The sequence below is a fragment of the Actinomycetospora chiangmaiensis DSM 45062 genome (assembly GCF_000379625.1).
Lineage (GTDB): Bacteria > Actinomycetota > Actinomycetes > Mycobacteriales > Pseudonocardiaceae > Actinomycetospora > Actinomycetospora chiangmaiensis.
In genome coordinates, this window is sequence record NZ_KB903246.1 from 125,803 (window position 1) to 139,497 (window position 13,695).

Here is a 13,695-nt window from a genome sequence, read left to right on the forward strand (position 1 = left end):
GTCGGGAACGGGTTAGGTCTGCTCGGAGCCGATCGCGAGCTTGGCGAGCATGTCGCGGGCCTTCTCGGCGTTGCGTGGCTGGCACAGGACGTCGTAGCGGCCGGCGACGAGCTGGCTCGCCGAGGTGAAGTCCCGCCGACCGCGCGAGGCGCCGTAGGTGATCGCCCCGGAGACGACGCCGAACACGATGCCCATCCCGAGTCCGAGCAGGATCGCGCCGAACGACCCGTTGGCGCTGAACAGCGACAGGATCACGCCGACGAACAGGCCGAGCCAGGCGCCCGACGCCGCACCGGTGGCGAGGACACGACCCCAGGTCAGCCGGCCGATGACCCGCTCGACGAGCATCAGGTCGACCCCGACGATGGTGACGTCGGCGACCGGGAAGTCGTTGTCGGCGAGGTGGTCGACGGCCCGCTGCGCCTCCTCGTACTTGGCGTACGACCCGATCGGCCAGCCCGACGGCGGCTCCGGCAGGTTCGGCAGCCCGGGGGCTGCCCCGGGACGGTTGCCGAGGAACGGCGCGCTCACGACTTACCTCCGCTTGGCAGTTCGGCCCGGTGCTCTCCGGTCCGCGCATCCTTCCAACGGACGGAACCGGGGGAAAGTGCCCTACGGAGTGTGTGTGCCCGCCGACGAGCGCGGCCGAACGGCGCAGCGCCTACCAACCGAGCGAATCGGAGACGCCACGAGGGAGATGCTCCCCAGGAGCATCTCCCTCGTGACGATGTGGTCTCCCTGCCACTGGATGACAGCAACGACGCTTCGCTGCCACCGGGGAGGAGCCGGATCAGCGCAGCTTGTAGTCCTTGAGCAGACCCCGGCTGATGATCGTCTTCTGGATCTCCGAGGTGCCCTCGCCGATGAGCAGGAACGGCGCCTCACGCATGAGCCGCTCGATCTCGTACTCCTTGGAGTAGCCGTAGCCGCCGTGGATGCGGAACGACTCCTCGGTGACCTCCTTGCAGTACTCCGAGGCGATCATCTTGGCCATGCCGGCCTCGACGTCGTTGCGCTCGCCGCGGTCCTTCAGGCGGGCGGCGTTGACCATCATGAGGTGGGCGGCCTCGACCTTGGTGGCCATCTCGGCGAGCTTGAACGCGATCGCCTGGTGCTGCGCGATCGGCTTGCCGAAGGTGGAGCGCTGCTGGGCGTACTCGATGCCGAGCTCGAAGGCGCGGATCGCGATGCCGCACGCGCGGGCGGCGACGTTGACGCGGCCGACCTCGACGCCGTCCATCATCTGCGCGAAGCCCTTGCCCGGCAGCTCGCCGAGGACCTGGGTCTGCGGGATGCGAAAGCCGTCGAACACCATCTCGGTGGTGTCGACGCCCTTGTAGCCCATCTTGTCGATCTTGCCGGGGACCGAGAGCCCCTCGGCGACCTTGCCGAAGCCGCGCGGCTTCTCCACCAGCAGCGTCGTCAGGTTCTGGTACGGCTTCTCCGCGCCCTCGTCGGTCTTGACGAGCACCGCGGTGAGGTTCGACGAGCCGCCGTTGGTCAGCCACATCTTGGCGCCGTTGACGATGTAGTCGTCGCCGTCGCGGGTCGCGCGGGTCTTGATGGCGGCGACGTCCGAGCCGAGCTCCGGCTCCGACATCGAGAACGAGCCGGTGATCTCGCCGGTCGCCATCTTCGGGAGGTAGCGCTGCTTCTGCTCCTCCGTGCCGTGGTGGATGAGCATGTAGGCGACGATGAAGTGGGTGTTGATGACGCCCGACACGCTCATCCACCCGCGGGCGATCTGCTCGACCGTCAGCGCGTAGGTGGCCAGCGACTCGCCCAGGCCGCCGTACTCCTCCGGGATCATGAGCCCGAACAGGCCCATCTCCTTCATCCCGTCGACGATCTCCTGCGGGTACTCGTCGGCGTGCTCGAGTTCCTGGGCCTTCGGGATGATCTCCTTGTCCACGTAGTCGCGGACGGTGGAGAGGATCTCCTCCTGGACCTCGGTGAGGCCGGCGGTCTGGGCGAGACGTGCCATGACGATGAGCTCCTGACGAAGGTTTGTTACCGGCGAGTATGCGCTCAGCTCTCCGGCGGGGTCCAGCGCTCCCCACGCGTCATGCCGGCGGCGCGACCCTTGCCCGCGATGACCAGGGCCATCTTGCGCGAGGCCTCGTCGATCATCTCGTCGCCGATCATCGCCGAGCCCTTCTTGCCCCCGGCCTCGGAGGTGAAGTACTCGTAGGCGTCGAGAATGTTCTCGGCGTGGTCGTAGTCGTCCTGGTTGGGCGAGAAGACCTCGTTGGCCGCGTCGATCTGGCCGGGGTGCAGCACCCACTTGCCGTCGTAGCCGAGCGCCGCGGAGCGCTGCGCGACGCGGCGGAACGCGTCGACGTCGCGGATCTGCAGGTAGGGGCCGTCGATGGCCTGCAGGTCGTAGGCGCGGGCCGCCATGAGGATCTGCATGTAGATGTAGTGGTAGGCGTCGCCCTCGGTGTAGCCGGGGGGCTGCTCGCCGACCACGAGGGACTTCATGTTGATCGAGGCCATGAAGTCGGCCGGGCCGAAGACGATGGTCTCCATGCGCGGGGACGCGGCCGCGATCTCGTTGACGTTGGTCAGGCCCAGGGCGTTCTCGATCTGCGCCTCGATGCCGATGCGGCCGACCTCGTAGCCCATCGACTTCTCGATCTGCGTGAGCAGGAAGTCCAGGGCGTGCACCTGCGCCGCGGTCTGCACCTTCGGCAGCATGATCGCGTCCAGGTTGGCCCCGGCGCCCTCGACGACCTCTGTCACGTCGCGGTAGGTCCACTCGGTGGTCCAGTCGTTCACGCGGACGACGCGGGTCTTGCCCTCCCAGCCACCCTCGTTCAGGGCCGAGACGATCGTCTTGCGCGCGCCCGGCTTCGCCAGCGGCGCGCAGGCGTCCTCCAGGTCGAGGAAGATCTGGTCCGCCGGCAGGGTCCTCGCCTTGTCGATGAACTTCTGGCTCGACCCCGGGACCGCGAGACACGACCGACGCGGGCGGTTCTCGACACTCACTCGCACTGACCTCCTCGAAGGCCTCCGCCTGTCGTCGCGGAGGCGCACGGTTGACCGGGATGTTGACACGCGGCGACACCGCTGTCCCGATTCAGGTGAGCACCCTCTCCGCCGCGAGCCGCGATGGCAACGCCGCTAACCTCAGCGCGTGACACGTCCCGCCACCACCGCGATGACCAGGGTGTTCGTCGCCCGGATGGTCGGTCTGCCCGTTCTCGGCCCCGACGGCGAACACATCGGTCGCGTGCGCGACGCGGTGTCGGCCGTCTCGGTCGGTCCGCGACCGCCCCGGGTGCTCGGTCTCGTCGTCGGGGTGGGGTCGCGACGACGGATCTTCGTGCCGATGCTGCGCATCACCGCCATCGACGCCGGGGCGGTGACCCTGACGACCGGTCAGGTCAACCTGCGGCCGTTCGCGCAGCGCCCGAACGAGGTCCTCGTCGTCGGCGAGATGCTCGACGCCGGCGTGCGGATCGTCGACCGGCAGACCGACGCCACCGTGGTCGACGTGCTGATGGAGCACACCCGCAGCCGCGACTGGCTGATCACGCGGCTCGCTGTCACCGAACGGGTGGGGGTTCTCGGCCGACGGGGCCCGGTGCAGGTGCTGCCCTGGGCCGCGATCAGCGGGCTCTCGCTCGCCGAGGAGGGCCAGGGCACCGAGCAGCTGCTCGCGACGTTCGAGGACATGCGCCCCGCCGACGTGGCGCGGGCCCTGCTGGACCTCCCGACCCGCCGTCGGTTCGACGTGGCCGACGGTCTCGACGACGAGCGCCTCGCCGACGTCATCGAGGAGCTCCCGAACGACGAGCAGCGCGACCTGCTGCGCCACCTCGCCTCCGAGCGCGCCGCCGACGTGCTCGAGGCGATGGACCCCGACGACGCCGCGGACCTGCTCGCCGACCTCCCCGACCCGGAGTCCGAGCAGCTGCTGGGCCTCATGGAGCCCGAGGACTCGCAGTCGGTGCGCCGGCTGCTGACCTACTCCGCCGACACGGCGGGCGGGATGATGACGCCGGAGCCGATCGTGCTGGCCCCGGACGCGACGGTCGCCGAGGCGCTGGCGCGGGTCCGCAACCCCGACATCACGCCGGCGCTGGCCTCGATGGTCTTCGTCTGCCGCCCGCCCTCGGCCACGCCGACGGGGCGCTACCTGGGCTGCGTGCACGCCCAGCGCCTGCTGCGGGAGGCGCCGTTCGAGCTGGTGGCCGGGGTGCTCGACGCCGAGCTGACCCGGCTGCACCCGGACGCCTCGCTCACCGAGGTGACCCGCTACTTCGCGACGTACAACCTGGTGTGCGGGCCGGTGATCGACGAGAACGACCACCTGCTCGGCGCCGTCACCGTCGACGACGTCCTCGACCACCTGCTGCCCGAGGACTGGCGGTCCCAGGACCCCGATCCCACGACGACGGGCGGCATCCGCATCCCGGAGTCCGCCCTCCCGAACCCCGGCGCCGCCAAGGGAGCCCCCCGTGCCTGAGCGTTCCGTCCGCCGGCGGCTGGACCAGCCCGCCGGGCCCCAGCGCCGGCTCCGCGTCGACGTCGACACCGAGGCCTTCGGGCGCATGGCCGAGCGCCTCGCCCGCTTCCTCGGGACCGGGACCTACCTGCTGTGGCAGACGGTCTTCGTGATCATCTGGATCGCGCTGAACCTGATCGGCATCATCGGCGAGTGGGACCCCTACCCGTTCATCCTGCTCAACCTGGCGTTCTCCACCCAGGCCGCGTACGCGGCGCCCCTCATCCTGCTGGCGCAGAACCGGCAGGACGACCGGGACCGGGTGTCGCTGGAGGAGGACCGCGCCCGGGCGCAGCGGACCATCGCCGACACCGAGTACCTCTCGCGGGAGCTCGCCGCGGTGCGGATCGCGGTCGGTGAGACCGTGACCCGCGACTTCCTGCGCAGTGAGCTCGCCGAGCGGGGCGCGGAACGCTCCGGGGTGGACCGCGAGTCCCAGAAGGCCCTCACCCGCGCGGTCGACAAGTCCCTCGACAAGACGCTGGAGCGGGCCCTCGAACGCGCGGTGGACAAGGCCGTCGAGCGCGCGCTGGGGAGGGTGCTGGAGCACACGGGTCCGTCGAACGGGGCCGTCGGTACCGACACGTAGCATCGGGGTATGGCTGCACCGTCCGTCGAGGCGATCCGCACCGCACTGGGCGGTGTCGAGGACCCCGAGATCCACCGTCCGATCACCGAACTGGGCATGGTCAAGGACATCCGTGTCCTCGACCACGGCAAGGTCGAGGTCGCGGTCTACCTGACGGTCGCCGGCTGCCCGATGAAGGACACCATCACCAGCCGCGTCACCACCGCGGTCTCCGGGGTGTCCGGCGTCAGTGCCGTCGCCGTCGAGCTCGACGTCATGAACGACGAGCAGCGGCGCGAGCTGCGCAAGACGGTCAAGGGCGACGCCGACGAACCCGTCATCCCGTTCGCCCAGCCCGGCTCGATGACCCGCGTCTACGCGGTCGCCTCCGGCAAGGGCGGCGTCGGCAAGTCCTCGGTGACGGTGAACCTCGCCGCGGCCATGGCCGACCGGGGGCTGAAGGTCGGGGTCGTCGACGCCGACATCTACGGCCACTCGGTGCCGCGCATGCTCGGGACCACCGACCTGCCCACCAAGGTCGACGAGATGATCCTGCCGCCGCAGGCCCACGGCGTGAAGGTCATCTCCATCGGCATGTTCACCCCGGGCAACACCCCGGTGGTCTGGCGCGGCCCGATGCTGCACCGCGCGCTGCAGCAGTTCCTCGCCGACGTCTTCTGGGGCGACCTCGACGTCCTGCTGCTCGACCTCCCGCCCGGCACCGGCGACATCGCGATCTCGGTCGCGCAGCTCATCCCGAACGCCGAGCTGCTCGTCGTCACCACACCGCAGCAGGCCGCCGCGGAGGTGGCCGAGCGCGCGGGCGCGATCTCGCTGCAGACCCGCCAGCGCCTCGTCGGCGTCGTGGAGAACATGAGCTGGATGGACATGCCCGACGGGTCGCGCATGGACCTGTTCGGCTCCGGCGGCGGGCAGACCGTGGCCGACTCGCTGACGAAGTCGATCGGCTCCGAGGTCCCGCTGCTCGGCCAGATCCCGATCGACACCCGCCTGCGCGAGGGCGGCGACGCCGGCGTGCCGCTGGTGCTCTCGGCGCCGCAGTCGGCGGCGGGCGAGGCGCTGCGCAAGGTCGCCGACCGCCTCACCGTCCGGGCCCGCGGGCTCGCCGGGATGTCGCTGAACATCTCGCCGGCCGGGCGCTGACCCGCCGCCGGACGTCAGCGGTGGCACACGGCTGACGTCCCGTGGCAGCAGCGCGCCACGGGCTCACAGGTCGCGCTGCATCCACGCGACGTCGTGCCAGTCGTCGAACTTCCACCCCACGCGTGGGAACGTGCCGATCGGCGCGAACCCGAGCGTGGCGTGGAGGCCGACGCTGGCCGCGTTGGGCAGGGTGATGCCGGCGGCCGCGCGGAGGAAGCCACGGGCGCGCAGTCGCGGGAACAACGCCTCGTAGAGCGCGCGGCCGGCCCCGGTCCGACGGCGCCCGGTCTCCAGGTAGACGCTGACTGTGCACGCGTACCGGTAGGCGTGCCGGTCGTTGAACCGGCCTGCGTAGGCGTACCCGACGATCCGGCCGCCGTCCTCGCCCACGAGCCACGCGTGCGCGGCCGCCATCCGGTCCGCCATCTCCGCGGCCGACGGCGGGTGCTCCTCGAAGCTGATGACGGTGTCCCGGACGTAGGGCGCGTAGATCGCCGCACACGCCGCGGCGTCGTCCACTCCTGCGTCTCGGATGGTCAGCATGAACGGCCACTATAGTGACCTCCGTGGACCTGACGACCTCGCTCGCCACGGTCGTGCGCGAGCGGCGACTGGAGCGTGACCTCACCGTCCGCGCGCTCGCCGACCGCGCCGGGGTGTCCCGGGCGATGATCGCCAAGGTCGAGGCGGGCGAGGCCCAGCCCACGGCCGCGCTGCTCGGCCGACTGTCCGGGGCGCTCGGACTGAGCCTGTCGGAGCTCGTCGCCCGCGCCGAGGGCGGCGACCGCCTCGCCCGCCGCGCCGACCAGCCGACCTGGACCGACCCGACGTCGGGCTACGTCCGCCGGGCGGTCTCCCCGCGGGCCGGGGGTGACCTCGAGCTCGTCGAGGTCACGATGCCGCCGCACGCGCAGGCCGGGTTCGCCGCGGACACCCACGCGTTCCTGCGCCACCGGATCTGGGTGCTCGAGGGGGTCCTGGAGTTCGTCGAGGGGACCACCGTGCACCGCCTGCACACGGGCGACTGCCTCGAACTCGGACCGCCGGTCGACTGCGTCTACCGCAACGCCACCGACGAGCCGGTGCGCTACCTGGTGGCGGTGACCCGGCGCTGACGACCTGACCCGACCCGTCGTCGGGACGGGGTCAGGCGAGGGAGAAGGAGCGCCGGGAGAGGCCCCACATCATCCCGTCGATCTCCGTGCGCACGGGCGCCTCGGGATCGGTGGCCGCGCCGAGGGCGACGAAGAGCGGCACGTAGTGCTCGGCGGTGGGGTGGGCGTAGGGCATGCCCGGCGCGTCGCGGAAGCGGCGGAGCTCCTCGACGTCGCCGTGGGCGAGGGCGTCGGCGACCCAGGCGTCGAAGTCGTCGGTCCAGCCGGGCACGGCGTCGCCGCGCAGCATGTCGCGGGTGAGGAAGGGCAGACCGTGGGTCATGAAGCCGGACCCGACGACGAGCACGCCCTCGTGGCGCAGCTCGCGCAGCCGGGCGCCGATCCGCATGAGCCGCTCGGGGTCCTCGTCGGGCATGGAGACCTGCAGCACCGGGACGTCGGCGTTCGGGTACATCACCGAGAGCGGCACCCAGGCGCCGTGGTCGAGCCCGCGGGCGGACCGGTGGACCTGCTCGGTGCCGTCGCCCAGCAGGCCGGCGACGCGGTCGGCGAGCGTCGTCGCGTCGGGCGTCGCGTAGGTCATCGTGTAGTAGCGCGGGGCGAAGCCGCCGAAGTCGTAGACCAGCGGCGTGCCCTCCTCCGGGGCGGAGAGGGTCAGCGGGGCGGACTCCCAGTGCGCGGAGACGATGACGATCGCGCGCGGCTGCGGCATGCGGTGCGCCCAGCCGAAGAGGTCGCGCATCCACCCGCCGTCGTCGTAGAGCGGCGGCGCGCCGTGCGAGAGGTAGATCGCCGGCATGGGACCGTCGGTCGGGCTCCACGGACGCCGACCCGACGCGGTGTCCCGGGCCGGGCCGATGAAGGCGTCGAAGGCGGCGCCGGGGACGGCCGTGTCGAACGGGGAACTCATGGCGGACACTCCTGCTACGTGATGGTTCGGCCACGGACGTTACCCGTGCACAGTTGAAGCATCAAGTGTAAAGTGGTGGACATGGCCGACTGGTTGACCGCAGAGGAACAGCGGGCGTGGCGACGCACCGCCGCCATGTTCACCCTGCTGCCCGCCGCGCTCGACGCGGCGATGCAGCGCGACGCCGGCCTCACCCAGTTCTCGTACCTGGTCCTCGCCATGCTCTCCGAGGAGCCGGGGCGCACCATGCCGATGAGCGAGCTGGCGTCCATGGTCAGCTCGTCGCTGTCCCGTCTCTCCCACGTGGTCTCGCGGCTCGAGAAGCAGGGCTGGGTCACCCGCGAGCCGTGCCAGGACAACGGCCGCGTGACGATGGCCCGGCTCACCGACGCCGGGTGGGACAAGGTGGTCGCGGCCGCACCCGGGCACGCCGCCGAGGTGCGGCGGCTCGTGATCGACGCCGTGGGCCCCGACCGCATCGCCGACCTGGACGCCATCACGGGCGCCATCCTCCGCCGCCTCGACCCCGGCGGGAAGATGCGCGCCAACCCGCTGAGCCAGGGCTGCTGAGGGCTCAGGTCGCGTCGGGGTCGAACGGGGCCGCCTCGCCCGGCTGGAGCGGGGTCGCCCGGTCGGACTGCCCCTTGATCGTGCCGCCCGCCCCGGCCGCCGGGAGCCCGTGGGCCATGCCGTTCGAGCCGTTCGTGCCGTACGAGCCGTTCACGGGCGGGGGCGCCGTGTCGGCCGGCGTGGCGGCGCCGGTCCAGGTGCCGTCCTGGACCGGGTCGAACAGCGAGCGCCGCACGGCCGCCCGGGGGTCCATGTTGCGGATCTGGCGCAGGTCCTCGAGCGGCTTGCGGAACTCGTCGAACTCGGGCCCGATCTCGTCGCGCAGCTGGTCGCGGGCGCCCGCGGCGTACTCGCGGACCGTGCGCATGGTGTCGGCCACCCAGCGGATGGCGCCGGGCAGCCGTTCCGGGCCCAGCACGAACAGCCCGATCAGCGCGAGGACGAGGATCTCGCCCCACCCGACGCTCTCGAACACCGGAGGTCCTCCTGGCCTACAGCTGCGCCTGCAGCGACAGGGGCCGGCCACCGCGGACGACCCCGAGCGTCACCGCGTCCCCGGGACGGTGCTCCCGGATCGCGACGACCAGCTCGTCCGCCGAGGCTATCGGGCGCTGGTCCACGCGAGTGACGACGTCGCCCTCCAGCACCCCGGCGCGGGAGGCCGGGCCGCCCTGGACGACGTTCAGCACCTGCGCGCCGTCGGAGGTGCCGTCGGTGACCGACTTGGCGTTCACCCCGAGGTCGGTGTGCGCGAAGGAGCCGGTGCGGATGAGCGACTCGGCGATCACCCGCACGTCGTCGATCGGGATCGCGAACCCGAGGCCGATCGACCCGCCCTGACCCGAGGAGTCCGAGCCCCCGAGCGTGCGGATGGCGGTGTTGATCCCGACGACGGCTCCGGTGGAGTCCACGAGCGCCCCGCCGGAGTTGCCGGGGTTGATCGCGGCGTCGGTCTGGATCGCGTCGATCACCGGGTTCACGTTCGCGGTCTCGGCGTCGAGCCGCACGGGCCGGCGCAGCGAGCTCACGATGCCGGTGGTCACCGTGCCGGCGAGACCGAGCGGCGAGCCGATCGCGATGACGCCGTCGCCCACCCGCAGGTCCGACGACCGCCCGAGCTGGGCGACGACCGGGTCGGCGACGTTCACCTTGATCACCGCGATGTCGGTCTGCGGATCGCGCCCGACGATCTGCGCCGGCGCGCGGACGCCGGAGGCGAACACCGCCTCGAGCGTCGCGCGCGGGTCGGTGGCCGCGAGGGAGACGACGTGGTTGTTGGTGACGATGTCGCCGCGCGGGTCGACCACGACGCCGGACCCGGTGCCGCCGGTGGTGCCGGAGCGCACCTCGATGGAGACCACGGCGGGGACGACCCGCCCGGCCACGTCCGCGACCGATCCCGCGGGCCGTTCCTTGCCGGCGTCGACCTGCGCGAGGGTGGCCCCCGGGTCGACGACGGTGGCCGCACCTTCGGCGGTGAGGTGCCCGACGACGCCGCCGACGGCCCCGACGAGCAGGGCCAGCACGGCCAGCATCGCGATGGCGCTCGGCGCGACCCGGCGGCCGAAGAGCAGCTCGCGGGCCGACAGGCGGGGCCCGGTGGCGCGGCGGTCGGGCGCGGGGGCGCTCTCCCGCACGGCCGGCCCACCCAGTTCGACGGCGGCCGCGGGGTCGCGCCACGGGTCGCGCTCGGCGGTCTCCCCGGCCCAGAAGTCGTCGGGGACGTCCGTCGGGGTCCGCGCGCCGTCCCGCGGGCGCTGCAGCGGCTCCGCGGCGTCGGCGGGCCGCCCGAAGGCGCCGGCCAGCGCGACCGACGGCTCCCGCGACCCCGACGGTGCCGTGGCCCCGTCCGTGGTCGGGCGGTCGGCGAAGGAGCCCGCGGACCCGGCGGGCCGGCCGAACTCGGTCGCGAGGTCGGCCGAGGCGGGCTCGGCGTGGCCGTTGCGCTCGGCATGACCGTTGCGCTCGGCATGGCCGTTGGGCTCGGCGTCGCCGTTGGGCTCGGCGTCGCCGTTGGGCTCGGCGTGGCCGTTGGTCCGGCCGTTCACGCGGTGTGCGTGTCCGTTGCGGTGGCCGTCGGCGGCGGCCTCCGTGTCCGGTTCCGGGGGCGCCTCGGGGCGTTCCGTCGTCGCGTTCCGCGACCAGGGGCTGCTCATGGCTGCGCTCTCGTCAACGACGCCGCCGTCGCCGGCCGGGGGCCGGGAGTGTTCGGGCGCGCGCGGTGGGTGGTCATCGTCCTGCCACGGTAGAGCGCGGACGACTCCCGGGGCGACACCACCCGATCGTCCGGGTCGGTCCGTGAAGGAGCGGTCAGGACGACGGGCGCGCCCGGGTGGCGTCCGGCGGTGCCATCGGCGGCGTGGTGGGCGTCGTCGTGGCGGCGCGCGCCGCCGCGTCCTGCACCACCGCGCCGACCACGACGTTGCCGCGGTCGCCGACCGCGGGCGCCGCAGCCGTGAGCGAGGCACCGACCTCGGGGGCACGCCCGGGGGTGGGTGCGGGGGACACCGCGCCCGCGGCGAGCACCGGGCCCGCGACCGCCGCCGCCCCGGCCACGAGGCCGGAGGCCACGACGGCCGGGAGGACCCGTCGTCGGGAACGGGGACCGCGACCACCCCGCCGGCCGTGCCGGGCGGGCGGCGCCTCGGCGGGCACGACGAAGCGGCCCTGCGCGTCGATCCCGAGCCCCGCGGGGGCCTCGGGCAGCTCGGCGTCGTCGGGGATGTTGCGCAGCGACGCCAGCAGCGAGGACGGGACGCCGGGGCAGTCGGCGGCGCGAAGCCGACGGCGGGCCTGCCGCTGCGCGGCGACCTCCGCGGCACAGCTCGGGCAGTGGTCGACGTGGGCGGCGGCCCGCCCGGCAGCGGCCTCGCCGAGCTCGCCGTCGACGAAGGCGACGACCGCGTCGAGCGTCAGGTGGCCGGAGTCGGACCAGCGCGACCAGGGCGCGCCCGGGGCGCGCCCGATCACGTCAGCTCCCCCGCCCGCTCCGCGTCGCCGCGACGACGCTCCAGCGCACTGCGCAGGGCCTGCCGGCCCCGGTGGATTCGACTGCGCACGGTCCCCAGTTTGACATCCAGGGTGGCCGCGATCTCCTCGTACGAGAGCCCTTCCACGTCACAGAGCACCACGGCCGCGCGGAACTCCGGCGCGAGCTCGTCGAGGGCGCCCTGCAGATCGGGGTCGAGGTGGGCCTCGGAGAAGACCTGCTCGGGGTCCGGGCCGCCGCCGGGGAGCCGGTCGGTGTCCTCGGGCAGGCCCTCCATCCGGAGCCGGCCGCGGCGACGCACCATGTCGAGGAACAGGTTCGTCGTGATCCGGTGCAGCCAGCCCTCGAAGGTGCCCGGCTTGTACGCGGCGAGCGAGCGGAAGACCCGGATGAAGGTCTCCTGGGTGAGGTCCTCGGCGTCGTGCGCGTCGCCGGTCAGCCGGTAGGCGAGGCGGTACACGCGGTCCGCGTGCTCGCGCACGACGTCGTCCCAGGACGGCGGGGTCGACGCCGCGTCCTCGGTGAAGCCCGGGACGTGCCCCTCACGGTGGTCGGGGCGCGCGGCGAGCGTCTCGGTCATGGCAACACTCTCTCCGTCGGTCATGACATGCGGGTGAGGTTCGTCTGAGAGGGGGCTGAGGAACACCCCCGGCCGACGCGACCGCCATCACTCCCGTGGGCGCCACCATCCGGACGCGCGCGGCGCGGCGCGGTGATCGACCGGCGCGGTCGATCTAGCCTGGGCCGCGTGAGCGAGGACGGGGGACTCGAGGGGACGCGACGCGTGCGCACACTGCGAGTCGTCGGTCCCGATCCCACGTCGCCCCCTCCCGCCCCGCCGGCGGCCGGCCCGCCCCCCGGGAGGACACCCGTGCGGGGCACCGATGACGCCAGCCGCCGCAGCACCCACCGACCGGGGCGCAGCACCGCGCGCATCCCCGTCTACCCGCGCGTGCCGACCGGCCCGCTGCGGTTGCCGAGCACGTCCTTCGCCGGCCGCCCGCGCGTGCCCGAGGACCCCGGCGCCGCGGAGGCGACCACCACCCCGCACACGCTGCCGCGGCTCGTGTCCGCCGATCCCGCTCTCCCTCCTGACGCCGGGTCGGTGCCGGTCGAGCCGGTTCCCCCGGGTCCCGGGGACGGCGACGTGCGCGACGACCGCGACCAGGACGCCGGGGAGCGCGAGCGGCTGCGGGCGCGCGCCGAGCACTTCAGTCCGGAGGACGAGGTCCTCGCCGCCGCACGCGAGCGGGCCGCGGAACACGGCATCGTCCCGGTCGGGGTCGGCGCCGCCGCGGCCCTGACCTTCCTCGCCGCCGCCGGTCGCGCCCGTGCCGTCGTGGAGATCGGCACCGGCGCCGGGGTCGGCACCATCAGCCTGCTGCGCGGGATGCCCCGCGAGGGCCTGCTGACGAGCATCGACACCGAGGTGTCGCACCAGCGCCTGACCCGTGTCTCCTGCGCCGAGGCGGGCTTCGGGTCCGGTCGGGTCCGGATGATCACAGGACGGGCCCTCGAGGTGCTGCCGCGGCTCTCCGACTCCGCCTACGACCTCGTGCTGGTCGACGCCGCCACCGTCGAGTACCCGCTCTACCTCACCGAGGCGATCCGGCTGCTGCGCCCGGGCGGCGTGGTCGTGCTCGACAACGTCTGCTGGACCGGGCGCGTCACCGACCCCGCCCGCCGCGACGCGATCTCCGCGGCCCTGCGCGAGACGGTGCGGATGGTGCGCACCGACGAGCGGCTCGCCCCGCTGCTCCTGCCGCTGTCCGACGGGCTGCTCTGCGCCTCACTGCTGGGCTGAGCGACGGCACCGCCCCGCCCGGAACCGCACCGCCGGCCGGACGAACGACCCTCTCGAGCACGGCG

The 13,695-nt window shown here is 73.2% G+C and carries 14 protein-coding genes and 1 pseudogene; 6 read left to right on the forward strand and 9 right to left on the reverse strand.

Translation table 11 applies throughout. The features are described from left to right. Positions 1-12: 12 nt before the first annotated feature. The 3 genes from A3CO_RS0126110 to A3CO_RS0126120 form a co-directional block, all read right to left on the reverse strand. Entirely contained in the window at positions 13-531 is a 519-nt protein-coding gene (locus tag A3CO_RS0126110; protein WP_018335213.1) for a YflT domain-containing protein, read from the reverse strand. A gap of 259 nt (positions 532-790) precedes the next feature. Further along, positions 791-1,984, reverse strand: coding sequence for an acyl-CoA dehydrogenase family protein (locus tag A3CO_RS0126115; protein WP_018335214.1), 1,194 nt, complete (start codon positions 1,982-1,984; stop codon positions 791-793). 44 nt (positions 1,985-2,028) lie between these two features. Then, a complete protein-coding gene (locus A3CO_RS0126120) occupies positions 2,029-2,988 on the reverse strand; it encodes an HpcH/HpaI aldolase/citrate lyase family protein (protein WP_018335215.1) in 960 nt (319 codons plus the stop codon). Positions 2,989-3,160: 172 nt separating this feature from the next. Here A3CO_RS0126120 and A3CO_RS34400 point away from each other — a divergent pair, with 172 nt between their 5' ends. From A3CO_RS34400 to A3CO_RS0126135, 3 genes and pseudogenes are all read left to right on the forward strand, one after another. Further along, entirely contained in the window at positions 3,161-4,471 is a 1,311-nt protein-coding gene (locus tag A3CO_RS34400; protein ID WP_018335216.1) for a magnesium transporter MgtE N-terminal domain-containing protein, read from the forward strand. Further along, a pseudogene (locus A3CO_RS34405) lies at positions 4,464-4,949 on the forward strand (DUF1003 domain-containing protein); the annotation flags it as partial. The gene A3CO_RS34400 and the pseudogene A3CO_RS34405, both read left to right, overlap by 8 nt. 159 nt (positions 4,950-5,108) lie before the next feature. Next, complete coding sequence (locus A3CO_RS0126135) at positions 5,109-6,242, forward strand: Mrp/NBP35 family ATP-binding protein (RefSeq protein WP_018335218.1); 1,134 nt, start codon at positions 5,109-5,111, stop codon at positions 6,240-6,242. Positions 6,243-6,305: 63 nt separating this feature from the next. Here A3CO_RS0126135 and A3CO_RS0126140 read toward each other — a convergent pair whose 3' ends face one another. Next, entirely contained in the window at positions 6,306-6,785 is a 480-nt protein-coding gene (locus A3CO_RS0126140; protein WP_026205026.1) for a GNAT family N-acetyltransferase, read from the reverse strand. A gap of 14 nt (positions 6,786-6,799) precedes the next feature. On the opposite strand from A3CO_RS0126140, the gene A3CO_RS0126145 reads away from it, so the two are divergent. Beyond that, positions 6,800-7,357, forward strand: coding sequence for a helix-turn-helix domain-containing protein (locus A3CO_RS0126145; RefSeq protein WP_018335220.1), 558 nt, complete (start codon positions 6,800-6,802; stop codon positions 7,355-7,357). 31 nt (positions 7,358-7,388) lie between these two features. Here the strand turns inward: A3CO_RS0126145 and A3CO_RS0126150 are convergent, their stop codons facing one another. Next, on the reverse strand, positions 7,389-8,276 hold the full coding sequence (locus A3CO_RS0126150) for a dioxygenase family protein (protein ID WP_018335221.1): 888 nt from the start codon (positions 8,274-8,276) through the stop codon (positions 7,389-7,391). A gap of 72 nt (positions 8,277-8,348) precedes the next feature. On the opposite strand from A3CO_RS0126150, the gene A3CO_RS0126155 reads away from it, so the two are divergent. Then, on the forward strand, positions 8,349-8,837 hold the full coding sequence (locus A3CO_RS0126155; protein WP_033415056.1) for a MarR family winged helix-turn-helix transcriptional regulator: 489 nt from the start codon (positions 8,349-8,351) through the stop codon (positions 8,835-8,837). Between the two features lie 4 nt (positions 8,838-8,841). On the opposite strand, the gene tatB is transcribed toward A3CO_RS0126155, so the two are convergent. The 4 genes from tatB to sigE all read right to left on the reverse strand — a co-directional run bounded on the left by tatB (position 8,842) and on the right by sigE (position 12,406). Beyond that, complete coding sequence (gene tatB, locus A3CO_RS0126160) at positions 8,842-9,312, reverse strand: Sec-independent protein translocase protein TatB (RefSeq protein ID WP_018335223.1); 471 nt, start codon at positions 9,310-9,312, stop codon at positions 8,842-8,844. Between the two features lie 16 nt (positions 9,313-9,328). Next, positions 9,329-10,993 (reverse strand): trypsin-like peptidase domain-containing protein, encoded by a 1,665-nt coding sequence (locus A3CO_RS34410; protein WP_018335224.1) that lies wholly within the window; start codon positions 10,991-10,993, stop codon positions 9,329-9,331. Between the two features lie 154 nt (positions 10,994-11,147). Further along, entirely contained in the window at positions 11,148-11,807 is a 660-nt protein-coding gene (locus tag A3CO_RS39210) for a zf-HC2 domain-containing protein (RefSeq protein ID WP_018335225.1), read from the reverse strand. Then, the gene (gene sigE, locus A3CO_RS0126175; RefSeq protein ID WP_018335226.1) at positions 11,804-12,406 is read right to left on the reverse strand and encodes an RNA polymerase sigma factor SigE; all 603 of its coding nucleotides are present in this window, start codon (positions 12,404-12,406) and stop codon (positions 11,804-11,806) included. The genes A3CO_RS39210 and sigE overlap by 4 nt, the downstream gene beginning before the upstream one ends. A gap of 291 nt (positions 12,407-12,697) precedes the next feature. On the opposite strand from sigE, the gene A3CO_RS0126180 reads away from it, so the two are divergent. After that, complete coding sequence (locus A3CO_RS0126180) at positions 12,698-13,630, forward strand: class I SAM-dependent methyltransferase (RefSeq protein ID WP_018335227.1); 933 nt, start codon at positions 12,698-12,700, stop codon at positions 13,628-13,630. The last annotated feature ends 65 nt before the right edge of the window (positions 13,631-13,695 follow it).

Bases quoted from the DNA above. Each gene is read 5' to 3' on its own strand.
- A3CO_RS0126140 (WP_026205026.1), bottom strand. From the start codon at position 6,785: ATGCTGACCATCCGAGACGCAGGAGTGGACGACGCCGCGGCGTGTGCG.
- A3CO_RS34410 (WP_018335224.1), bottom strand. From the start codon at position 10,993: ATGAGCAGCCCCTGGTCGCGGAACGCGACGACGGAACGCCCCGAGGCG.
- sigE (WP_018335226.1), bottom strand. From the start codon at position 12,406: ATGACCGAGACGCTCGCCGCGCGCCCCGACCACCGTGAGGGGCACGTC.
- A3CO_RS0126155 (WP_033415056.1), top strand. From the start codon at position 8,349: ATGGCCGACTGGTTGACCGCAGAGGAACAGCGGGCGTGGCGACGCACC.
- A3CO_RS0126115 (WP_018335214.1), bottom strand. From the start codon at position 1,984: ATGGCACGTCTCGCCCAGACCGCCGGCCTCACCGAGGTCCAGGAGGAG.
- A3CO_RS0126135 (WP_018335218.1), top strand. From the start codon at position 5,109: ATGGCTGCACCGTCCGTCGAGGCGATCCGCACCGCACTGGGCGGTGTC.
- A3CO_RS34400 (WP_018335216.1), top strand. From the start codon at position 3,161: ATGACCAGGGTGTTCGTCGCCCGGATGGTCGGTCTGCCCGTTCTCGGC.